At 33.4% G+C, this 24294-nt stretch carries 21 protein-coding genes; 8 read left to right on the top strand and 13 right to left on the bottom strand.

Annotated features, from left to right (window positions below):
- Nucleotides 1-83: 83 nt before the first annotated feature.
- Both argG and N534_RS0107225 read right to left on the bottom strand, forming a co-directional pair.
- Complete coding sequence (gene argG / locus N534_RS0107220; protein WP_028891843.1) at nt 84-1262, bottom strand: argininosuccinate synthase; 1179 nt, start codon at nt 1260-1262, stop codon at nt 84-86.
- Nucleotides 1259-1870 carry a GNAT family N-acetyltransferase gene (locus N534_RS0107225; protein WP_028891844.1) on the bottom strand — a complete coding sequence of 204 codons (612 nt, stop codon included), beginning with the start codon at nt 1868-1870 and terminating at the stop codon, nt 1259-1261. The genes argG and N534_RS0107225 overlap by 4 nt, the downstream gene beginning before the upstream one ends.
- Nucleotides 1871-2766: 896 nt before the next feature.
- Between N534_RS0107225 and N534_RS0107230 the strand changes: the two genes are divergently transcribed.
- The 6 genes from N534_RS0107230 to ilvA all read left to right on the top strand — a co-directional run bounded on the left by N534_RS0107230 (nt 2767) and on the right by ilvA (nt 10557).
- Entirely contained in the window at nt 2767-3654 is an 888-nt protein-coding gene (locus tag N534_RS0107230) for a branched-chain amino acid transaminase (RefSeq protein WP_028891845.1), read from the top strand.
- 1 nt (nt 3655) lies between these two features.
- Complete coding sequence (gene ilvD, locus N534_RS0107235; protein WP_028891846.1) at nt 3656-5332, top strand: dihydroxy-acid dehydratase; 1677 nt, start codon at nt 3656-3658, stop codon at nt 5330-5332.
- A 165-nt stretch (nt 5333-5497) separates the two neighbouring features.
- Nucleotides 5498-7231 (top strand): biosynthetic-type acetolactate synthase large subunit, encoded by a 1734-nt coding sequence (gene ilvB / locus N534_RS0107240; protein ID WP_028891847.1) that lies wholly within the window; start codon nt 5498-5500, stop codon nt 7229-7231.
- A gap of 6 nt (nt 7232-7237) precedes the next feature.
- The gene (gene ilvN, locus N534_RS0107245; RefSeq protein ID WP_028891848.1) at nt 7238-7765 is read left to right on the top strand and encodes an acetolactate synthase small subunit; all 528 of its coding nucleotides are present in this window, start codon (nt 7238-7240) and stop codon (nt 7763-7765) included.
- Nucleotides 7766-7784: 19 nt separating this feature from the next.
- Complete coding sequence (ilvC, locus tag N534_RS0107250) at nt 7785-9287, top strand: ketol-acid reductoisomerase (RefSeq protein ID WP_028891849.1); 1503 nt, start codon at nt 7785-7787, stop codon at nt 9285-9287.
- Nucleotides 9288-9291: 4 nt separating this feature from the next.
- Nucleotides 9292-10557 (top strand): threonine ammonia-lyase IlvA, encoded by a 1266-nt coding sequence (gene ilvA / locus N534_RS0107255; protein ID WP_028891850.1) that lies wholly within the window; start codon nt 9292-9294, stop codon nt 10555-10557.
- A gap of 142 nt (nt 10558-10699) precedes the next feature.
- On the opposite strand, the gene N534_RS0107260 is transcribed toward ilvA, so the two are convergent.
- The gene (locus N534_RS0107260) at nt 10700-11065 is read right to left on the bottom strand and encodes a YchJ family protein (RefSeq protein WP_028891851.1); all 366 of its coding nucleotides are present in this window, start codon (nt 11063-11065) and stop codon (nt 10700-10702) included.
- Between the two features lie 13 nt (nt 11066-11078).
- Nucleotides 11079-11438 carry a hypothetical protein gene (locus tag N534_RS0107265; RefSeq protein ID WP_028891852.1) on the bottom strand — a complete coding sequence of 120 codons (360 nt, stop codon included), beginning with the start codon at nt 11436-11438 and terminating at the stop codon, nt 11079-11081.
- 113 nt (nt 11439-11551) lie between these two features.
- Here N534_RS0107265 and N534_RS0107270 point away from each other — a divergent pair, with 113 nt between their 5' ends.
- Together N534_RS0107270 and N534_RS0107275 are read left to right on the top strand one after the other, a co-directional pair.
- Complete coding sequence (locus N534_RS0107270; protein ID WP_028891853.1) at nt 11552-12454, top strand: DnaJ C-terminal domain-containing protein; 903 nt, start codon at nt 11552-11554, stop codon at nt 12452-12454.
- 2 nt (nt 12455-12456) lie between these two features.
- The gene (locus N534_RS0107275) at nt 12457-12747 is read left to right on the top strand and encodes a chaperone modulator CbpM (protein ID WP_028891854.1); all 291 of its coding nucleotides are present in this window, start codon (nt 12457-12459) and stop codon (nt 12745-12747) included.
- Between the two features lie 81 nt (nt 12748-12828).
- On the opposite strand, the gene N534_RS0107280 is transcribed toward N534_RS0107275, so the two are convergent.
- The 9 genes from N534_RS0107280 to N534_RS0107320 form a co-directional block, all read right to left on the bottom strand.
- Nucleotides 12829-13680: a hypothetical protein gene (locus N534_RS0107280; RefSeq protein WP_028891855.1), complete on the bottom strand. Its 852-nt coding sequence runs from the start codon at nt 13678-13680 to the stop codon at nt 12829-12831.
- Nucleotides 13681-13784: 104 nt separating this feature from the next.
- Nucleotides 13785-14840, bottom strand: a complete 1056-nt coding sequence (locus tag N534_RS0107285) for a DKNYY domain-containing protein (protein WP_197017702.1) — start codon at nt 14838-14840, stop codon at nt 13785-13787.
- A gap of 413 nt (nt 14841-15253) precedes the next feature.
- Nucleotides 15254-15937 (bottom strand): hypothetical protein, encoded by a 684-nt coding sequence (locus tag N534_RS15310; RefSeq protein ID WP_051435870.1) that lies wholly within the window; start codon nt 15935-15937, stop codon nt 15254-15256.
- A 162-nt stretch (nt 15938-16099) separates the two neighbouring features.
- Nucleotides 16100-16921 carry a hypothetical protein gene (locus tag N534_RS0107295; protein ID WP_028891857.1) on the bottom strand — a complete coding sequence of 274 codons (822 nt, stop codon included), beginning with the start codon at nt 16919-16921 and terminating at the stop codon, nt 16100-16102.
- Nucleotides 16922-17060: 139 nt separating this feature from the next.
- Entirely contained in the window at nt 17061-17807 is a 747-nt protein-coding gene (locus tag N534_RS14560; RefSeq protein ID WP_051435871.1) for a YqjF family protein, read from the bottom strand.
- A 151-nt stretch (nt 17808-17958) separates the two neighbouring features.
- Nucleotides 17959-18648, bottom strand: a complete 690-nt coding sequence (locus N534_RS0107305; protein ID WP_028891858.1) for a hypothetical protein — start codon at nt 18646-18648, stop codon at nt 17959-17961.
- A 196-nt stretch (nt 18649-18844) separates the two neighbouring features.
- Complete coding sequence (locus tag N534_RS0107310) at nt 18845-19642, bottom strand: RNA methyltransferase (RefSeq protein WP_028891859.1); 798 nt, start codon at nt 19640-19642, stop codon at nt 18845-18847.
- Nucleotides 19643-19983: 341 nt separating this feature from the next.
- Nucleotides 19984-21282, bottom strand: coding sequence for an amidohydrolase family protein (locus tag N534_RS0107315; protein ID WP_028891860.1), 1299 nt, complete (start codon nt 21280-21282; stop codon nt 19984-19986).
- A gap of 19 nt (nt 21283-21301) precedes the next feature.
- Nucleotides 21302-24244 (bottom strand): amidohydrolase family protein, encoded by a 2943-nt coding sequence (locus N534_RS0107320; protein ID WP_028891861.1) that lies wholly within the window; start codon nt 24242-24244, stop codon nt 21302-21304.
- Nucleotides 24245-24294: the final 50 nt, after the last annotated feature.

Raw genomic sequence — 24294 nt, forward strand, 5'->3', positions numbered from 1 at the left:
AAAATTGTTGAACTAACAAAATTCTAAACTTGTATTTTTCCTAACTTCTAACTACCTACTTCTAACTACCTACTTCTAACTGTCTACTGATTAACCTGTTGATATATCTTATTCTGATTTCCTAAGAGCTTGATAAAACCTTTGGCTTCTTCAGCAGTCCATCCTTTGTTAAGCTCTCCATAGCTACCAAATTTGGCATTCATTAAATCGTGTGGAGAAGCAATTCCGTCTAATGTAAAGTGATAAGGCTTTAGTGTAACAAAAACATCACCCGTAACTTTTGATTGACTGCTTTCTAAAAAAACTTCCATGTCTCTCATCACAGGGTCTAAATATTGACCTTCATGCAAGTGCATTCCGTAAAAATTAGCCAAATACTCTTTGTGTTGCAGTTGCCACTTGGTTAAGGTGTGTTTCTCTAACAAATGATGCGCTTTGATAGTAATTAACGCAGCAGCAGCTTCAAAGCCAACTCTTCCTTTAATTCCTACAATGGTGTCACCCACATGAATATCTCTTCCAATCCCGAATTTTGAGGCTATAATATTTAGCTCCTCTATATTTTGTACAGGGGGCTTTTTGTCGTCATTAATAGCAACGAGTTCGCCTTTAACAAAAGAAAGTTTTACCTGTTCTGATGTTGTTTTAGTCACTTGTGAAGGATAGGCATGTTCAGGTAATGGTAGTTCAGAAGTTAAAGTTTCCTCACCACCAACACTAGTTCCCCACAACCCTTTATTTACAGAGTATTTGGCTTTTTCCCACGAAAGATCTATTCCATTATTCTTTAAATATTCGATTTCTTCCTGTCTCGAAAGTTGTAAATCTCTAATAGGTGTGATAATTTCTATTTCTGGAGCTATCGTTTGGAAAATCATATCAAATCTTACCTGATCGTTTCCTGCACCTGTACTACCATGCGCGATACAGTCAGCACCTATACTTTTGGCATAGTTTACAATTTCAATAGCTTGTACAATTCTTTCAGCACTTACAGAAAGGGGGTAGGTATTGTTTTTTAAAACATTTCCAAAGATTAAATACTTTACTACCTTCTTGTAAAAATCATTAACAGCATTAATGTTTTTATAGGTAGCTACTCCCATTGTATAGGCATTTTCTTCAATTTTTTTAATTTCTTCGGAAGAAAATCCACCAGTATTCACACTAACAGCATGAACTTCGTATCCTTGTTTTGATAAGCTTACCGCGCAGTATGAAGTATCTAAACCTCCACTGTATGCAATTACTAATTTTTTCATTTTTTGTCTTTTTTTAGGAAGATGCTCTCCTTAATTCTTTTAAGTCTTTGAAAGACTTTCTCCTTTACTTTTATGTTTTGAGATTTTTTGTTAGGATCGTATAACATACCAGTACACAAGCACATTTTTTGTTGTGTACGTTGTAACACATCGTAGTTTTTACAGGTTTGACAACCATTCCAAAAAGATTGATCTTCTGTAAGTTCAGAAAAGGTTACAGGCTTATAACCCAATTCGCTATTGAGCTTCATAACTGCTAAACCTGTAGTGATACTAAATATTTTAGCGTTAGGAAATTTTGCTCTGGAATGTTCAAAAACTACTTTTTTTATTTGCTTGGCTAAACCAATACCTCTGTAATCTGGATGAACAATTAATCCTGAATTAGCTACAAATTTGCCATGACTCCAAGCTTCGATATAGCAAAAGCCAGCAAACTTATCGCCATCTAAAGCGATAACTGCGTTACCATTTTCTAGTTTTGTAATAATATATTCTGGTTTTCTTTTAGCAATTCCTGTGCCTCTAACCAGAGCAGCTTCGTCAATAGTTTGACAAATAATTTCGGCATACTTACTATGCGATTGATCAGCAATAACAACTCTCATTGAAATTGATTTTAGATAAACATTTTGTTATAAATCGGAGGTTTGAAAAGAAGAACCGGACGCACCTAGGTTCCCAAAAGAAGTAGCACCCTTACGGGCGACGTCGGATAAAAATAGGTCGTACAACAACTGCGTTATTGAAAACAATAACAAGAGTTAGTAACGATATAAAAATGTAGATTATAGAAATCAAAAGGATAAAAATAAAATTATACAATACTCAGTTTTGTGCAAGGAAAGACTAGCGTCGGTTATAAGACCGCACTAGAAAACTGGGTATGTTGTTGTATATTTTATTTGTTTGCATAATGGCGCAAATCTATAAAATAAATTTTGATTAATGCTATATAAAAAATAAAAATTTTTATAAGTGCAAGTAATACAGTAGGTTAGTGAGTGTTTTTTCTAGGAGTAAAATAAAAAAGTCAAAAAAATATTAGGATAACTAAAAAATAATTTCAAATATTTGTGGCAACAGATGAAAAAACAAATTTTAAATATCATTTCTATTATTGTCATTGTGATTATTTCACAAGGATAAGGAAGCGGTATTTAATAGTTTAACATATAAATTATAAGAAGGCTTCCTAAATTTAGGAAGCCTTTTTTGTTGCAAAAAGCATGAATCAATTTTTTAACATCGTGGTAATTATTATTGTCATTATTAGCTCTCCACCGAGTTGATACAGATGGTTATTACCTATAAGAAAGCCTGTATCTAACTCTAGATACAGGCTTTTTTTATGCTTCTGAATATCATAATGAATAGTTGTTAAATAATTGGTTTTAAAGGTTTTGTGTGTTTTTGTAAGTAAGTGAGAATCATTGAAGCCTTAAAATAGAAGAAAGTAAAGTAAAAAGCGAAAAATAATTTTGAACAGTAAAAACAACTAAAAATGTACTATAACGAGGAAACAGTAATTTTTTTCAACGGAGAGTTTATCAAAGCGAAAGATGCTAGCGCTAATTTGTATAGCCAGAGTTTACACTACGGAAACGGAGTTTTCGAGGGAATTAGAGCTTACAATACAACCGAGGGAGCTAGGGTCTTTAAGTCGTATGAGCATTACAAAAGACTAAAGTTTGGCGCAGAAGTAATGAATATTCAATTAGATTATTCAGAAGAAGAACTCACACAAATTACGTATGAATTATTAGAGCGTAATGGTTTGAAAGATGCATACATCCGTCCGTTAGTCACTACTGGAGCCGATATGAGTTTGTTAACTTCTAAAGAAACAAACCTAATTATCCAGTGTTGGGAATGGGGGAAATATATGGGTGATAAATTACTACGTGTAAAAACGTCTTCATTCCAACGCCCGAATCCGAAATCATGTTTTGTAGAGGCTAAAGTAACAGGACACTACACAAATTCAATATTATCAACCAACGAAGCAAAAAATAATGGGTATGATGAAGCATTATTATTAGACATGAACGGTAATGTAGCAGAGTGCTCAGGAGCCAATGTTTTTATGCAAAAAGATGGAAAGCTATACACTCCACCAAGAGGTCATATCATGGCTGGAATTACACGTGCTACGGTTATCGATTTGTGTAAGGAAGAAGGAATACCTGTTGAAGAAAAGCACTTTACACTAGAAGAATTAAAACAGGCAGATGCTTGCTTTTTTACAGGAACAGCAGCCGAAGTAGTAGGATTACAATCGTTAGACGATTATCAATTTCCACTAGCGTGGGAAAAATCACACGGACATAAACTAATGAAATTATACAAAGACGAAGTATTAGGCTTACGTCAAAAAAGAAAAGCAAGCTAACATGGAACTAAACAAATTTAGTAAACAAGTAACGCAAGATGATACGCAACCGGCAGCACAAGCCATGTTGCATGCCATAGGATTGTCTAAATCAGACTTAGAAAAACCGTTGGTTGGAATTGCAAGTACAGGGTACGAAGGAAATCCGTGTAATATGCACTTAAACGATTTGGCAAAATTGGTAAAAGAAGGAACCGAAAATGCCGATTTAGTAGGGTTGATATTTAATACCATTGGTGTTTCTGATGGAATTTCTATGGGAACACCAGGGATGCGCTATTCACTACCATCACGTGATGTAATTGCCGACTCTATGGAAACCGTAGTGCAAGCAATGTCGTATGACGGACTGGTAACCGTGGTAGGATGTGATAAAAACATGCCAGGAGCATTAATGGCAATGTTACGACTCAACCGTCCTTCGGTATTGGTCTATGGAGGAACTATCGCATCAGGTTGTCATGAAGGAAAAAAATTAGATGTAGTATCAGCTTTTGAAGCATGGGGAGAGAAAGTTGCAGGAACGATTACTAAAAAAGAATATCAAAGTGTAATTGAAAAAGCATGCCCAGGAGCAGGAGCTTGCGGAGGAATGTACACTGCAAATACCATGGCATCAGCGATTGAAGCGTTGGGAATGAGTTTACCGTACAATTCATCCAATCCTGCAATTAGTGATAACAAAGAGCAAGAATGTGTAAAAGCAGGTGAAGCACTACGTGTATTACTTGAAAAAGATATCAAACCATCAGACATTGTTACTAAAAAAGCTTTAGAAAATGCTGTACGATTGGTAACAGTTATGGGAGGTTCTACTAATGCAGTACTACACTTTTTAGCCATAGCTAAAGCTGCAGGAGTGAAGTTTACCTTAGAAGATTTTCAACGTATTTCTGATGAAACTCCATTTTTAGCCGATTTAAAACCTAGTGGAAAATATCTAATGGAAGATGTACACAGAGTAGGTGGAACACCTGCAGTTTTAAAATATCTACTAGAAAAAGGTTTGTTGCATGGAGAGTGCTTAACAGTAACAGGTAAAACATTAGCCGAAAATTTAGCTGCGGTTCCTAGTTTAACAGAGGGACAAGATGTAATTAAACCTACAGAACAGCCTATCAAAGCTACTGGACATTTACGAATGCTCTACGGAAATTTAGCTAAAGAAGGTTCGGTAGCAAAAATAACAGGAAAAGAAGGATTGTATTTTTCTGGAAAGGCAAAAGTTTTTGAAGGAGAATACGAGGCTAATGATGGAATACGAGACGGAAAAGTTGAAAAAGGGGATGTAGTTGTAATTCGTTACGAAGGCCCAAAAGGAGGTCCTGGAATGCCAGAAATGCTAAAACCAACTGCTGCTATTATGGGAGCAGGATTAGGTAAAGAGGTTGCTCTAATTACAGATGGTCGTTTTTCAGGAGGAACTCACGGATTTGTAGTAGGGCATATTACACCAGAAGCACAAGAAGGTGGGGTAATCGCTTTGGTAAAAGATGGAGATACCATAACCATCAATGCAGAAACCAATACAATAAACTTAGCTGTTTCTGAAGAAGAATTAGCAAAGAGAAAACAAGAATGGACAGCTCCACCTTTAAAAGTAAAAAGAGGAGTACTATATAAATATGCAAGAACAGTAGCATCAGCATCCAACGGATGTGTAACCGACGAATTTTAATCGCAGGGCGATAGCCAGAGGATTAATTTCCAGAGGCTTGCCTAAAAGTGTTTGATTTTTAGAAAAAAACATGAGAATTAAGATTCAATGCTAGACCTAGTAGTGTTAAAAATTTAATAAAATAACTAAGCATATAGCTAAAAGCTAAAGCATAAAGCTGAGTTTATGGAAACAAAAACGAAACAACAAACAGAACAAGAAACAACACAAAAAGTAACCATTACAGGTGCAGAAGCTGTAATCAAATGTTTATTAGCTGAAGGAGTCGACTTGTTATACGGATATCCTGGTGGTGCTATTATGCCAGTTTATGATGAGTTGTATAAATATCAAGATAAATTGCATCATGTATTAACACGTCACGAGCAAGGAGCCACACATGCAGCACAAGGATATGCAAGAGCTACAGGTAAAGTTGGTGTAGCCATGGCAACTTCGGGTCCGGGAGCAACGAATTTAATTACAGGTATTGCTGATGCGCAAATAGATTCTACTCCAATGGTATGTATTACAGGGCAAGTAGGAGCACACTTATTAGGCTCTGACGCGTTTCAAGAAACCGATATTGTAGGTATTTCTACTCCTGTTACCAAATGGAATTATCAGATAACGAAAGCAAGTGAAATTCCTGAAGTAATGGCGAAAGCATTTTACATTGCTCGCTCAGGACGACCAGGACCTGTGTTGGTTGATATCACAAAAAATGCACAGTTTGAAGAATTTGATTTTGAATATAAAAAATGCACTTCAGTGCGAAGTTATCAGCCTGTTCCAAATATGGATATGCAAAGTGTTGAAGCAGCAGTTGAGTTAATTAATAATGCAGAAAGACCGTTTGTCGTTTGGGGACAAGGTGTAATTCTAGGTGAAGCAGAACAGGAATTTAAAGCGTTTATAGAAAAAGCAGGAATACCATCAGCAAGTACTTTGTTAGGCTTATCAGCTTTACCAACTAAGCACCCGTTACATGTTGGTATGGTAGGAATGCATGGTAATTATAGTCCGAATAAACTCACCAATGAATGTGATGTGTTAATTGCCATCGGAATGCGTTTTGATGATCGTGTTACAGGTGATTTAAATCGTTATGCGAAGCAAGCAAAAGTTATTCACTTTGAAATAGACCCTGCGGAAGTTGATAAAAATGTAAAGACAGATATAGCTGTTTTAGGAAATGTAAAACAAACTTTAGCAGCAGCGCTTCCTCTTTTAGAAGAAAATTCACACAAAGAGTGGTTGCAAGAGTTTAGAAATTTAGATGCGGTAGAATTTGATAATGTCATAAAAAACGACCTGTTTCCAACCAAAGATGGTTTAACAATGGGAGAGGTTATCAAGCAAATTAATGAAGCATCAAAAGGGAAGGCTATCGTAGTTACCGATGTAGGGCAACATCAAATGATAGCGAGTCGCTATGCAGAATTTAACCAAACTAAAAGTAATATTACTTCAGGCGGATTAGGAACCATGGGATTTGCTTTACCTGCAGCTATTGGTGCTAAAATGGGAATGCCAGAGCGTGAAGTAGTAGCAGTAATAGGTGATGGTGGTTATCAAATGACCATACAAGAGCTAGGAACTATTTTACAAACCAAAGCAGCAGTTAAAATTGTGGTGCTAAACAATGAGTTTTTAGGCATGGTACGTCAATGGCAACAGTTATTTTTTGATAAACGATATGCTTCAACTGTAATGACCAACCCTGATTTTGTAGCAATAGCTAAAGGGTACCATATGGCAGCGAATAGAGTTACAAAACGAGAAGATTTAGCAACAGCTGTTCAAGAAATGATACAATCTAAAGAAGCTTACTTCTTAGAGGTTTGTGTAGAAAAAGAAGACAACGTATTTCCTATGATTCCAACAGGGGCATCGGTATCAGAAGTTCGATTAAAATAAGAAAATATGAATACAAAAAACACCTATACAATCTCAATATACACAGAAAATAATATTGGATTATTGAATAGAATATCAGCAATATTTCAACGAAGACATATTAACATAGAAAGTATTAATAGTTCTTCATCAGAAATAAAAAGTGTTTCTAGAATTACACTTTTAGTAAAGATTACTGAAGAACAAATGAAAAAAATTATCGGGCAGATAGAAAAGCAAGTGGAAGTAATTAAAGCTTTTTACCATACTGATGAAGAAACGGTGTATCAAGAATCGTGTTTGTTTAAACTAAGTACAGACTTATTGACCGATAACAACGATATCCAAACAATTATCAATCAAAGTAAATCAAGAGTCATTAATGTGAACAAAAACTTTTTTGTCCTTGAAAAATCAGGAAGTAAAGAAGAGGTAGAAGAACTCTATCACATTTTAGACAAACATGGTATTAAGCAATTTGTTCGTTCAGGAAGAATTGCCATTACGAAAGAAGAAATGCCAGTATCAAAACTATTACAATTAATAACAGCATAAACAAACAACACAAATAAAAATGAAAAATTATTTCAACCAATTATCATTAAGAGAGCAATTAGAACAATTAGGAAAATGTAGATTTATGAATGCTGATGAGTTTTCAGACGGAACAGCAGCATTAGAAGGTAAAAAAGTGGTAATTGTAGGATGTGGAGCACAAGGATTGAATCAAGGATTAAATATGCGCGATTCTGGTTTAGATATTTCATACGCATTACGAGAAGCAGCAATTAAAGAACAACGTCAATCGTATAAAAATGCAACTGAACACGGTTTTACAGTAGGAACGTATGAAGAGCTAATTCCAACTGCCGATTTGGTATGTAATTTAACACCCGATAAACAACATACTCAAGTAGTAAATGCAGTAATGCCATTAATGAAATCAGGAGCAACCTTATCATACTCTCACGGATTTAATATTGTTGAAGAAGGTATGCAAGTACGTAAGGATTTAACAGTAATTATGGTAGCACCTAAGTGTCCTGGAACAGAAGTAAGAGAAGAATACAAACGCGGATTCGGAGTTCCTACTTTAATTGCAGTACATCCAGAAAATGACCCAGAAAATAAAGGATTAGCACAAGCAAAAGCTTATGCATTTGCTACTGGAGGCCATAAAGCTGGTGTTTTGGAGTCGTCATTTGTTGCTGAGGTGAAATCAGATTTAATGGGAGAGCAAACCATTTTATGTGGGGTACTACAAACAGGATCTATCTTATCATTCAATAAAATGATTGAAGAAGGAGTAGAGCCATCGTACGCTTCTAAATTAATTCAATACGGATGGGAAACTATCACAGAAGCATTAAAACATGGAGGAATTACCAATATGATGGATCGTTTATCGAATCCTGCAAAAATTAAAGCCTACCAACTTTCCGAAGAATTAAAAGAGGTGTTAGAGCCTTTGTTTAATAAACACATGGATGATATCATGTCAGGACATTTTTCAAAAACAATGATGGAAGATTGGGCAAATGACGATGTGAATTTATTAACATGGCGTGCAGCGACAGGAGAAACTCAGTTTGAAAAAACAGCGGCAACTTCCGAAGAAATTTCAGAACAAGAATATTTTGATAAAGGAACATTGTTAGTAGCTTTTGTAAAAGCTGGAGTTGAGTTGGCGTTTGAAACGATGGTGAAATCGGGAATTATTTCTGCATCGGCTTATTACGAATCACTACATGAGTTACCACTAATTGCAAATACGGTAGCACGTAAAAAGTTATTTGAAATGAACAGGATAATTTCGGATACAGCTGAATATGGATGCTATTTATTTGATCATGCAGCAAAACCATTATTAACCGATTTTATGAAGTCGGTAAGTACTGATGTTACTGGAAAAGAGTACAGCACTTCTAATGAAGTAGATAACCTTGAATTAATTAAAGTAAACAAAGCAATTCGTAATCATCCTATTGAAGAAGTAGGTGCAGAATTGCGAGAGGCAATGACTGCAATGAAAGTAATCAAAACAAGAGTCAATCAAGAAGAACCCGTTTTAGCATAATACTATGGAAGTTCAAAAAGAAACTTATTTTCCAAAACTAGAAGCAATACAACAAGCTGCTGCGACTTTACAAGAAGTCGTAGCAGTTACTCCGTTGCAAGAAAACTTTAACTTATCACAACAATTCAAAGCTAATATCTTTTTGAAGAGAGAAGATTTGCAGCAAGTTCGTTCGTATAAAATTAGAGGGGCTTATAATAAAATTAGTTCTTTAACCGAAGAGGAACTGGAAAATGGAATTGTATGTGCAAGTGCTGGAAACCATGCACAAGGAGTAGCTTTGGCGTGTAGAAAAAAAGAAATTTACGGTACTATTTATATGCCTGTGCCAACTCCAAAACAAAAGGTAGAACAGGTAAAAATGTTTGGAGGTGATTTTGTTGATATTCGATTGATTGGAGATACGTTTGATGATGCTTATAAAGCAGCAAAACTCTTGTCTGATAGTTTGCAAAAAACGTTTGTGCATCCATTTGATGATGAAAAAATTATTGAAGGACAAGCAACGGTAGGTCTTGAGGTTTTGGAACAATCAGAACAACCAATCGACTATGTTTTTGTGCCAGTTGGAGGTGGTGGATTGGCTTCTGGTTTGTCGAGTGTTTTTAAGTTATTGTCTCCCAAAACAAAGATTATAGGAGTAGAGCCAGCAGGAGCACCTTCTATGAAAAAATCGTTAGAGGAAAATAACAATATTAAGCTTGATAGCATTGATAAGTTTGTAGATGGAGCAGCAGTACAGCAAGTAGGAGCGTTAACCTACAAAATTTGTCGAGAGAACTTATCAGATATGATTACTGTTCCTGAAGGGAAAGTGTGTCAAACGATATTAGAAATGTATAATAAAGAAGCGATAGTAGTTGAACCTGCAGGAGCTTTGACTATAAGTGCACTTGATTTTTACCAAGAAGAATTGAAAGGTAAAAATGTAGTATGCGTTATTAGTGGAAGTAACAACGATATTACTCGTACCGCAGAAATTAAAGAACGCGCATTGTTATATGGTAAATTGAAGCACTATTTCATTGTTCGTTTTCCACAACGTGCAGGAGCTTTAAAAGAATTTGTAGCTGAGGTATTGGGTGAAAATGATGATATTACTTTTTTTGAGTATTCTAAGAAAACTGATAAAGAAAACGGACCTGCTGTTGTAGGTATAGAATTAGAAAAGAAAGAAGATCTACAACCGTTAATTCGTAGAATGAAAGAGCGAAATTTTTATGGTGAATATTTAAATGATAAACCTAATTTATTTGAGTTCTTAGTGTAATATTAATGAGGCTGTCTAAAAAAATAGCGTTATTGCGAATGAAATGAAGCTATCTTATGTGAAATCCAAAATAGGATTAACAGATTATTTCAAAATTAAAATTTCTCGTAATGAAAGTAGAAACAATGTTTATTAGACAGTCTTATTTTTGACCAAGATACACCCAATGGTCATTCTCTTTACAAAAAAGAGAGTTTTCATGAATTACGTCAATACTTCCATTTTCCATAAAAAAAGCCTTGAATTCAACTGTAGTTTCTGTTGTGTGTAGCACCTCTAGTTTTATCCAGTTAACAGATTTTGTCCATGCTAAAATTTCTTTCTTTTCTCTTTTAGAAGGTCTGGTGCTACTATGGTGACTTTTTTGTAGGTAGTCAATTTTGGCTAGTACAAAAGCACTGTATCTTGAAAGCATTAAAGCTTCAGCTGAGGTAACTGAATGAATGTTTTGATGTGCTTTTTGGCAGCAATCACTGTATTTTTTATTTGGGTTGCAAGGGCATTGCATAGGTAGTTCTCTTTTAGTTAATTAATTGAGGTTGTTCCTGTATTCTAAAACAACGTTCTTCTCCAAGAAATAATGGATTTCCATGTTTTTCAGACCAAAATCCATCTAAAATATTTTTAGAAAGACAAGAATACACAACTACACCTTTATAAATAGTATTATCATAACTAGTATAGTTAAAGTTAATAGCTAAAATATTGTTCATAAAGAACCCTGTTCCAAATTGTTCTTGTTCATTATTAATAAGCCATTTGGCAATAATTCTGTTATTTTCATCAAGAGTTAAAGAAAGTGTTCCTTTATAAGTATTAGTACTTTCATCTTGATTGCTACCTATAATGTTATAGTTTCCTACTAAATCTTCAATCACCATTTAATCATCAATAAAAGCGCAAAAATACAAATAAAATCAGCCAAAGATTTTAATTGGCATCACATGATAATATTTCGTATATTTTGAAGTGTTTTATACTAGCTATCAATACTATGGATTTTATAGACTACTACAAAGTTTTAGGAATAGATAAAACAGCAACTGCTGCTGATATAAAAAAAGCGTATCGGAAACTAGCTAGAAAATATCATCCAGATACGAATCCGAATGATGAAGAAGCAAAGAAAAAGTTTCAGCAAATAAATGAGGCTAATGAAGTGTTGAGTAACCCTGAAAATCGAAAAAAATATGATGAGTACGGTGAACATTGGCAACATGCAGATGCTTATGAAGAAGCTAAGAAACAACGAGGATATCAAAGTGGGTTTGGTGGAGGAGGTGCTTATCAGCAATATTCATCATCTGGCTTTGAAGGAACCGATTTTTCTGACTTTTTTAATGCTGCTTTTGGAGGAGGAAGAAGATCAGGTAGACAAACAGCTCAATTTAGAGGACAGGATTTTAATGCAACTTTACAATTGAATTTAAAAGATGTGTATACTTCACAAAAACAAGTACTGACTGTAAATGGCAAAAAGATACGAATTACGATTCCTGCTGGTGTGGAGAATGGTCAGACAATTAAAATAAAAGGTCATGGGGGAGAAGGGCTCAATGGAGGTCCGAAAGGAGATTTGTACATCACTTTTGATATTATTCCAGATATAAACTTTAAAAGAGATGGAGCTAATTTGTATACAGAGCAAACAATCGACTTATATACAGCAGTACTAGGAGGAGAGGTTGTAATTGACACTTTTGTAGATAAGGTGAAACTTAAAGTTAAATCAGGAACTCAAAATGGAACTAAGGTTCGGTTGAAAGGAAAAGGTTTTCCTAAGTATAAAAAAGAAGATCAGTTTGGTGATTTATATGTTACTTATAAAGTATCCATACCAACCAGATTAACAGAAGAAGAACGTGATTTGTTTACTAAACTTTCTAAATTGAAATAGATATGAGTGATAAAGAGTTAATAAGTGTACAGAAAGTTATTATTCATCATAATTTAGATGAACATTTTATAGAAAGTATTGAATCTTTTCAACTGATTGAATTTGTGGTAAAAGGATCTGATAGGTATTTATATACCGAACAACTGCCTACTTTAGAAAAAATAATCAGATTGTACTACGATTTAGAAGTAAACATGGAAGGTATCGATGTTATCAATAATATGCTTGATAGAATGGATCACATGCATAAAACCATTCAACAATTAGAGAATAAGCTTAAATTGTATGAGTAAATAATTACATTACTCTTTAAAAATTTAGAGAGTAATGTAATTATCAAACAGTTTGAAATGATGTTTAATTTTGGTGTTTGGTTATTTATGTTTACGACCAAACGGAGCTCTTTTAATTAAATATTTAATAGTACTGTGATATTTATCTAAACCAGACATAAAAGGTTTACGAGAAACAGAATAAATATTAGAACCTTCATCATTATAGATATCCATCGTAATTTTAGAATCATATGTATCTGAAGTAGTTGAATTTCCAGAGCTAATTGCTGTTCCTTTTCTCTTATCTCTATCTTTTTTAGATTTATAGGAAGTTACTGTTGAACCAGAGGTTCTTGTACCTGTGTTTTCTATATCGTAAGAACCAAAAACGATGTGTTCAACACCTAATAATATAGCCAATTCATCTGGTGACATAACTTCAAGTTGATCAACTGAAATATTATTTTTGGCTAAAGTTGTGTTTACAATTCTTGGGTCTACAATTTCAATCATAGGAGATTCTCCTTTTATTGTGTTAGAGCAGTCGGTTTGAATCTGTCTACCAATAGCTTCCTTATCTATAGAAGGCATATTGGTTATAATTTTAAAGGGCAATACTGCCATTTTTCCTTTTCTATTTGTAAGGCTTGAGGTGTTTTTTGATAGCTCTGAAGTATTTTTATCAATCTTTTTTTCAGAGATTAACTGAGTTCGTCCACTAGAAAAAATAATTTTATTGACTTTAGCTCGCTTGATTTTATATTCTAAAGTTTCACCAGTAAAAGTGAATGTTATTTCATCATCATTAATAGCTGTTACTTTTCCTTTTCTTTCTTTTCCATCCATCATAACTAGGGTATCAGAACCATTTTGAGCATTTGCCGAAAAAGAAAAAATAAACATTAAAAAAGACAATACAACAAGAGAGGTAGAGTTTATTAGATTTTTCATATTTTTTTAATTTTAGTTGAAATAAAAATACAAAAAAATCTAATAATCAGTTTTTTATGTTGTTTTTGTAGAGGAAGACCTTACTATTTCAATATTAATGAAGGTTAGTTCCCTTCTACAATTTTGTCACCTCGGTAGGTATGATTTTTATCTTTATATAACAAAGAATGCTTTTCATTTGAAGGACCAAAAGTAGCTACATCAGCTTCTTTTAATAGTTTTCCGTAAACGTATACATGGTTTTTATCTTTTGAATAATAAGAAGTCTCAAAAATGCTAAAGGTATTAGGGTCAGCTTTTTCAATAACGTCACTGTGATAGAATACATGATTTTTATCTTTAGAATACGGAAATTGAATGATTTTAAAAGAAGAGAAATCAACATTTTTAATTTTAACACCATCGTATATAACAGTATTATCAAAAAGTAAGAATTTGTCTTCTAAAATGGTTAAATCATCAATGTTTTGATAAGGAATTGATGTTAGAGAATCTACTTTTTTACCATTTTTATATTCTTGAAAGTCGTAAATACTATTTTTATCTGCTATGTATCTATCATTAATTTTTTTGCTTGTGGTAGGATCTATTGTTGTGGCTCCTAACAATTCGTAGTTTTTTAATAAATATACCTGATTTTGATCCTTAGCAAAGTTTTTATTTAAAACTTTAAAGGAATCATAATCTACATTTATAGGAGCGTAATTGTAAAAATAATGTTTATCATCCTTAGCCCAATCTTGATCAATTTTTTGAAATGTTTTAGGATTAGCTTTTGCTACCTTCCACAAATATTTTTTCTCTTGATTTGTTTCATTAATATCTTGTGGCATATAGTTTATAGCAATGTATACATGGTTTTTGTCAAAACAGGTGTAATCATCCTCATGTACATAAAAAGTAGCGGTATCTATCTCATTATCTATAATATTACTTTTAAAGTATACATGATTTTTATCTTTTCCAAAGTCTCTTCCTAAAACTCTAAAGCTTTTAACATCGGCATTTAATTTAGTATTACCTAGCTCAAACCAATTTCCCATAGGAGAATAACGAATGTCATTTTTTGACTTTGAGTAGTAATAAGAGTCTGAAACAGATTTGTCAACAGGCCCCGCGAAAGGACTACAAGCCTGAGAAATAACAGTTATAAAAAACAAAAATACTTTTGTAAGTGGGGAATGTTTAGTTCGGGCAATTTTCTTTATCATAAAATTAAAAATAAGTATAATTAGAGAGATTGATATGTAGGGATGTTGTGTAATTAAGTTCATTAAGCAATTTATATTTTTAATAGGTGTTCCTTGTTTAAAGTGAGGATAAAAGGAAATAGTAGCAATTCTTTATTTTTTCTTATTTAGCGTAAGCTAAAATAATATAAAATAAAAAACCGTACAATTGGTACGGTTAAATAAGATGTATTATTGGTTTTGATATGTAACGGTTCGGCTATGAGTTGTTGCGTGGTTTAGCACTTAACTTTGCAAGTATACACCAAACTGAAAATCCGCGAGGATTTTTAGAAGTAGGCGAGAACAAGCAATTATTTATAGCCATTGTTGTAAGGCGTTTTTTATTCAGTTTTATAATCTATTTTTACTTCGTTTCCTCGGAAAAACGATTCATTCTCCTTTTTTACAAAATTCAAATTCGGTTCGTGAGTTATTTCCAAGTTGTTATTGTCAATCCATTTAGCAGAAACTTTTTTACCTTCTCCATTAAAGTACATTATTCCTGCTCCACCACCAGAATTCCATTCCATTATTCCACTTGTATGGATATATTTTCCGTTCGTAAATTCTTCGTTGACTTTAAATTCTTTTGTTCCGTCAATAGTTGAAATTCGGACGAGTTCGTTTGTTGTAAATTCAAATTTCGGGCGAACTCTTCTTTTCGCTTTTGGTTTTTCAGTCGAGATTAATTTCAGAAAATTTTGTAATTCCGTTTTTCTTTCCTGAATCGTCTTTTCATCTGCGCCAAGTTCTTTCCATAATTTCAAGTCAGTTCCACTATCAATTATTTCTTTTATCTGCTTTAAAATTTTGGGTTCAAGAGACTTTGTTTCCCATTGAGCCAAAGCAAGTCCGAATAATGAATTATTGCGGTTGTCCGAATCTGAAAAATAGTCAGCAAATTCCGTTTTTATTTCGTTTGAAACCCAAACTTGACTTCCTCCATTATTATACTTCTCGAAAAAGTTCGAGTAAATATCTAATGTGGTGTTATTTCCTTTTATTTCAGTATTCCAAACTCCCATTCAGTTTCGATTTTCAAATGACTTACAACTTGTGTGTATATGGTTTGTTGCGTGTTTTAAGCACCTAATTTAGCAAATACAATCCGAATAGAAAATCCGCGAGGATTTTTGTAAGTAGGCTAGAACTAGCAATAAATTATATACGGTTTTAGGGTACGTTTTTTATTCTCTATATTTTATTTTTCTCGTTTTAATCATTTTTGTTTTTTTCTTTTTCAACTTTCCACTTTCAGTTTGAATATGGCTATATCTTTTTTTTGAAATCCAATTTCCATTTTTGTCATATTTATATTCAATTGTGTAACAAACATTGTCATTGTCGTTCCAATTTCTTATGTAAAATATTAAATCTCCTTTTTCATTATATTTATTCGAAGTCTTTTGTTTTTTCTCTCCAGAATGACTTATAGCTCTATTATTAGAGTTAATCAGCTCATTTTTATTGTTATATTGATTAACGACGACAACGTTATTTTCTAAATCGTAATTTGCAGTTTCATAACCAATTAAACTACCATTTCCATTAAAATTCTCAAGCCTAATTAAGTTTTTTTCTTTGTCAAAAAAGTATTGAGCGATATTCGAAATTTGTTTTTGAGAATTATAATCTATCTGAACAAAATTGCCAATTGAATCATATTTATATTCAGTGTGTTTTGTTTGATATCCAATTATGTTTATCCATCTTTTGTTATCAAGTCTAACTCTCCTTTGTAAACTGTCGTATTTATAGATATTTAGCCAAATCAATTTGTTTTTATCATCGAACCTTTTTAGGCTTGTCAATTGCATTGATTCATTGAAATTCTTATGCTCAATTTCCGTTTGAATTCCGTCCGAATTATAAAAACTTGTTTTTTCAACTATCTGAGCAAATTTGGCATTCTTGTCGTATTTTGTAGCATTTGTGTTATAACTTGCGATTGACTGTGAAAATGTTAATTGTGATAAAAAAAATATGGTAGATAATATTATAATTCTCATTAATGATGTTTGTTTTTCGTAAATGTACCCTAACGGTTTAGGCTATGGTTTCGTTACGGAATGATTCGGCAGAATTATTCCGCCGTAAACCGAACATTGCAAACACGCAGGAATTTCCGTTGAGGAAATTCAGCCGCAATTAATTATACACCTTGTTGTAGCCAGTTTTTTTATTTTTTATTTTTCCCCAGGCCAAAACTTTTACTCCTTTCGAGTAATGAATTCTACTTGGTTTTCCTTTTATTAATTTTTCAAACCTCGGATAATTCAATTCCAGTTTTTGTATGTCAATTTCGTTAATCGGCCATTCCAAATGATGGATTTCAAATTCGTTTACAGAGTCTTTTGTATCTTGGAAAAGCGCATATCTTTCCGTTAACCATTTGTCCAATTCCGTTTTTTTAGTCAGTTCTTTTCCAATTGCAAACTCAATGTCAAGTTGGTCGTTAAATTCAGAGTTTTGGGATTGATATTTTTTGTCAGTTCTTTTAATTTCCGAAAATCTATACGGAAGTTCAGAAATGCCTTTTGCGACTTTACAAGACAAGCTTTTTCCTCCTTCAATACTCAAGAAGTAAACACCAGTTTTATTTTTTGACTTAACATATGTCCGAATATTTATTTCATCAAAATCCGATATTGGCGAGAATGAAGGCAAGTTTTTCGGTCTTATTTTTTCCATTGTAAACGCAACAACTGAAATCCAAGGTTTTCCCTCAAAAAGGTCGATTTCTAATTCTTGTGGAACGAATTTTTCCAATTCAGTCAATTCGACTTGATAATGAAGAAATATTGCATTATTCCACTCTTGGTAAAAATTCCAACTGTCAGTCGGAATTTTCCAAGGTCTATGTTTTGTAGTATTTAATATTTCTCGGATTGTCATTTCTCAAATTGGCTACAACGGTCTAGTATATGAAAAGTAGGCGATTTCGAAGCACGAAGCTTTCGGTTAAGCACAATGTTTGATACGAACCAAAAGCCTTGATTTTATTACTATTTCGCCTATTTTTTATATACATTGTTACCTGCTGGCTTTATTTTCTTTTTTCATTTAATTTTTCTTCAATCTTGTCATGAAGATTTATCTTTATCCACTCGTTCATTATTTCTTTATTTTCTCCTTCAGAAGCGTGCCAAGGACTTTCTTCATTAAACAAAAGTTTATCTGATTTCAAGTCGTAAAGTGAATGGTATAAATTTCCACGTTCAAATACTAAATAGTCGTTTTCGATAAACAATCTAATATTATCCATATTCTTAGGTCCTTCGTCATAGTTCCAAAATATTTTTGTCAACGAAGAATCGGATTTCAGCTTGTCACGACTTAGTTTGTCATCATTTTTCCAATCACTTTTATTCCATTTTACAATATCCCATTCAACGTCATCAAACCCTGCGATTGTAAAATATAGAACAAAAACATTGTCGCCATATTCAAGGTGTTGCTGATACAAATAATCTTTAAATAGAGATTGGTAGACTTTCATTTTGGCTTCCATATATTTCATTGAGCCATCTTTATTCAATCTTCCCGTTTCCTTGTCCAAGTATTTATCCGCTATAGTGGTCGAGTCAATTAATACTTTTTGTTCTATTAATTCTTTGAGTTCAAGTTCAGTTATTTGGTCAAAATAAAATTCAACACTTCTGTATTCGAGTTCTTGAGCTTGGCTTTGACAGCTAATTGTCAAGATTAATAAAATTCCAATTAATATTTTTCTCATTTTCGTTTTTCAGCTTGCAGGTAACTCGTTATAAGAGAACAAAAACTACTTTTATCCGGAGTATTTAAGGTGATAAACGGAAATTTTTTAGCAATTTTTGTTCTTTTTTATTAGCGCTAGCCAATATAAAACAAAATAAAAAACCGTACAAAAATGTACGGTTAAAATAAATGTTTTTCAGTATTGATAAGTAAGTTTACTGTATAAAATTACGTTGTCGTTTCGCCTCAAAAGTTAAGATGGCTGCAGCAACCGATACATTCATAGAATCTATTTCTCCTTGCATAGGAATATTGATATTCTGAGTAGCTTCGTCTCGCCAAACTTGCGTTAATCCTGTAGCTTCGGTACCTACTACCAAAGCGGTAGCCTTAGTGTAGTCGTTTTTATGGTATTCGTTTGAGTTTTGTAGGGTAGCACTGTAAATATGAATATTATGCTCCTTTAAGTACGCTATAATGTCTTCAGAAGTACCTGTAGCTATCTGATTGGTAAATACACAACCTACACTAGAGCGTATAATATTAGGGTTGAATAAATCCGTTTTAGGGTTGGCAATAAAAACAGCATCTACATTCGCAGCATCAGCAGTACGTAACATAGCACCAATGTTTCCTGGCTTTTCAATACCTTCCATAACCAAAACGAGTGGAGTAGTGGTGTTGAATTCAATAGCTTCTAAATCGAAGTTTTTAGTTTTTACCACAGCAATAATTCCCTCGGTAGTATCGCGATAGGCAAGTTTTTGATATACTTCTTTCGTAATTTCGATGCAATTAGCAGCTTGATTTTTTATTTCGGTCAGGTTTTCTTCTGAGAAAAGTTCAGCTACAAAGAGTACAGTGTCAATTTCATATCCACCTTTGAGCACTAACGAAATTTCGCGTTGCCCTTCTACTAAAAAAAGTCCTTTCTTCTTACGTTCTCTAGCTTTTTCTTGAAGCTTTAAAAGCTCTTTTATATAGGCGTTTTGTGTACTACTAATCTGTTTCATCTTTGCAAAAGTACGAATATAGACTTAATCAATTACCTAGAGATAAATACATGAGTGTAGAAAAGAAATGATTTAAAGTCAAGTAACAAGAATTTAAATATTTGGCTATCGTTCTACGATAAAAAAAGCTCGGATAACCGAGCTTTTTAAAATATTTCTATGTCATTTCGAACATAAGTGAAATGGAAGGAGAAACTTGAATGAGATTTCACTTATGTTCGAAATGACTAGATGAATTGTTACCTAGATTCCTTCGTCAAACTTCCTCGGAATGACGTTAAGATTGTTGTCATAGCGAGGAATGTTAATGACGTGGCTATCTCTTAGTTTAGAATGACGTTCTATTGATTTTTATATTTATCAGAATAACGTTTCCATAATTTGGTTTGGTGCGATTCTAAACTGATTTTTCTACCTTGAATAAAAGCTTCGTTTAAAATATTTGTACGCATATCTAAGGCATCACCTTCAGAAATAAACAAGGTAGCATCTTTACCAACTTCTAAAGTACCTACTTTATCATCAATACCTAAAATTTTGGCATTATTACCTGTAATTAACTGCACAGCTTTTTCTTTATCTAACCCGTAAGCAGCATAAGTACCTGCATAAAAAGGAAGGTTACGAGTACTCATACGTTCCATTTCTCCTTCCATACCTAAACCAACTAAAATACCTGCATCAGCTAATATTTTAGCTGCTCGATAAGGTCTGTCATAATCAGTATCTTCACCATTAGGCAAACGGTGAGCGCGTTCTAAAATAACAGGAATGTTATTAGCGTTTAATAAATCGGCTACTTTTTCAGCTTCTTGTCCGCGTACAATAACGATGTTTTTAATACCTAATTCTTTACAAGTGTTTACCGCATCGGTAATTCCTTTTTTACCCGATACGTGTACAAACATTTTTTGAGAACCGTTTAAAACACCTTGTAAAGACTCATAAGGTAAGTTTTTAGTCGACTTATTACTAGCTAAATAACTTTTTGCGTTGGCAAAAAAGTCTTTAAACTCTTCAATGTTTTTTTGATAGTCTTTATTTGGTTTTAAACCAGGATCTTCTCCCATCCACCAACGACCACTGCTAAAAGCATTAGGCCAGTTCATATGAATTCCGTCATCAGTTTTGATAGTAGCATCTTCCCAATTCCAAGCATCTAATTGAACAACAGAAGAGGTACCAGAGATAACTCCACCACGAGGAGCTACCTGTGCCATTAGTACTCCGTTAGGACGCATAGTTTCCACCACCTTACTTTCGGTGTTGTAGGCTATAATGCTACGAATGTGAGGTAACATAGTACCAACTTCGTCAACATCTCTTGTAGCACGAACAGCGTCAATTTCTGCTAGACCTAAAGAGGTGTTTGCTGCAATAAATCCTGGATATACATGTTTTCCTCTAGCGTTTATAACAGTACCCATGCGGGCAATTTTCATTTTAGCGCTTCCTACAAATTCAATTTTTCCGTTAGAGAACATAATTAAAGAGTTTTCAATTACTTCTCCGTTACCTAAATGTGCCGTAGCACCTTCAATAGAATAATCTTGAGTTTGTTTTGGTGCTGGTGTTTGTTGGGCTAGCATGTTTCCTAAGAATAAGAAACATACCAAACTATATATTAATTTAATTTTCATGTTTTGTATTTTTAAGTTCTTACTCTGTATCACAATGAAATAATTTTTGAGTTTTTTTCTTTGGTGCTTGTGTTTTACCACCTTTTAGCTTCTCTTGTAACATCATATTGATCAATTTAGCACGCTCTGCTTTGATAGCTTTACGTTTTTCTATATCTTTTTCAATATCGAAGTATATTGCTCCATCAATAATTGTTTTCTCTGCTTTTGAGTAAACAGATAAAGGATTACCGCTCCATAAAACTACATCGGCATCTTTACCTACTTTAATACTTCCTGTACGATCGTTTAAGTGTAATAGTTTCGCCGGATTGATAGTTACTGTAGCCCAAGCTTCTTGCTCGCTCATTCCACCATATTTTATCAATTTAGCTGCTTCTTGGTTTAATCTACGAGACATTTCAGCATCATCTGAATTAATGGCAACAGTAACTCCTTGGTTGTGCATAATTGCCGCGTTGTAAGGAATAGCGTCGTTTACTTCATATTTGTATGCCCACCAGTCAGAGAAAGTAGAACCACCAACTCCGTGTTCTTTCATTTTATCAGCAAGTTTATATCCTTCTAAAATATGAGTGAACGTGTTGATGTTAAAGTTGAACTGCTCTGCCACTTTCATCAACATATTAATTTCAGATTGTACGTAAGAGTGACATGAAATAAAGCGTTCTTTATTGATGATTTCTGCTAAGGTTTCTAACTCAAGATCTTTACGATATGGTTGTCCGCTTTTCTTTTTAGCATCATATTCTTTAGCTCTTTGAAAATAGTCAATGTAAACTTGCTCAACTCCCATACGAGTTTGTGGGAAACGAATGGTGTTTGAATCTCCCCAGTTAGATTGTTTTACGTTTTCACCTAAAGCAAACTTGATAAACTTAGGTGTGTTGTTGTATAATAATCCGTCAGCGTTTTCTCCCCATTTAAGTTTAATGATAGCAGAGCGCCCACCAATAGGGTTAGCAGAACCATGTAAAATTTGAATAGAGGTAACACCACCAGCAATGTTTCTGTAAATATTAATATCGTTAGGGTTAATAACATCTTCAATAGTTACTTCAGCAGAAGAGTTATGACCAGATTCGTTAATTGCTGAAGCAGCAATATGTGAGTGTTCGTCAATAATACCAGCGGTAAGATATTTACCTGTTCCATCAATTACTTTTGCACCTCTACTAGATAAATTTGTGCCTATTTTGAAAATTTTTCCGTCTTTAATAAGCACATCAGTATTGTTCAATACTTCGTTGTTTTCAGAAGTCCAAACAGTAGCATTTTTAATTAAAATAGTTTCTTTTTGAGGTTTAGCAGCATTACCATAACCTATATTTGGAAAAGAAACAGCAAAAACTTCAGGTGTTTTATCATCTTTTTTCTTGTCTTTCTTTTTCTTATCTATTTTAGATGTATATGTAGCCGCCCATTGACTTTCGTTTCCGTTATTATCAATAGCGGTACCTTTAATTTGCTTGTTGTCTAATTGACCTGTTAAACGTGTAAAGTTATCACCTTCTCTTAAAGTAATGTTTACCCAATCATTAGCAAATGAAAAATTTGAATTGATTTTCTCATCCCCTTTTTTAATTTCTGCAGCTTGTTTTACTCCTGAACCTGTAATAGCCATGGTATATGTTGAACCATTAACATTTAAGGTGTAGTTTCCAGTAATATCTTTAATGTCCATCGGATTGATAACATTCTTAGCTCCTTGAACCCAATTTTCAAATAAGGTTGTTTTTGAATCAAAAATATCTCCAGAAGTAATTAAAAAGTTAGCATAACTACCCGCTTTTAAGTTACCTATTTTATTGTTTTTTAAAATAGTTGCAGGAATTGTTGTTAAAGCTTCTAAAGCGGTAGTTTTATCCAATCCGCGAGCAATAGCTTTTTGTAGGTTGGTGCTAAAATCTTTTACATTTTTTAAATCATGTGTAGTTAAGGCAAAAGGAATTTTATTATTAGCAAATACAGCAGGATTTGAAGGCTCTTGATTCCATGCACGCATATCACTCAACGCAATTTTATCCGTTAAAAACGGATTAGATACATCATAAGCTTTTCTGAAATTGATAGGAAGGATATAAGTAGCATTTGTAGCTTTTATATCGTTAATTCTTTCGTACTCATTTCCACCACCTAAGATGGTGTATTGAATACCAAATTCGTCACCAATTTTATCAGCTCTTAAGTTATCTAAATAACCACCTGCATTAAAAATTTGAGGTAAGTTTTTGTTATTGTTTAAAGCTTCTAAAGCTAAATCAGTGTTTTTAGCATTTCCGTTAGCATACCAATCAGCATCTAAATAAGTTTGGCGTAATAAAGCCATGGCTCCCATACGAGAAGTAGGGTAACTTTGACGTGATTTTACACTTTTAGAAAATGATAAGTAGTTTCCAGACTTTTTATCTAAAATTCGATATGCATCAGTGTTATTAGGATTTAAGGCAACTAACATTCCGTTTCCTTGCATAATTCCATCTTCTAAGTGCGTATTAACAGCACCAAAACCAGCCGCTAATAATTCTTTAGCTTTTTTATCATCAAACTTGAATTCAGAAGTTGGATTTATATCAGGACGAATATGATCGTTCCAATAATATCCTTTTCTAGCGGCATCATATTGAGGCCTTTGTCCGCGACCACCTTGTCTTTTGGGCTTTTCAATACCAAAAGTAGCATAAACATCTACAAAAGAAGGGTAAATAGATTTCCCTTCAAGATCGATAGTTTGCGCCTCGGTAGGAATAGAAACTGATTTACCTACAGAAACAACTTTTCCGTCTTTAACAAGTAATGTTCCCTTTTTTATTGTTTGATTAGGGGTAACATAAATGGTAGCATTGGTAAATGCATATACATTGTTTTTGGAAGACTTTACACCAGTATTGGTAGGAAAGTAATCTTGTGCAAAAGAACTACTAATACACAAGGATAAGAGTAAGAATAGTATTTTTTTCATTGAATATTGAGTTGATTAGTTCATAAAAGTATGTAGTAAAAAAGGAATAA

This window comes from Tenacibaculum sp. 47A_GOM-205m (assembly GCF_000518405.1).
Classification (GTDB): domain Bacteria; phylum Bacteroidota; class Bacteroidia; order Flavobacteriales; family Flavobacteriaceae; genus Polaribacter; species Polaribacter lutimaris.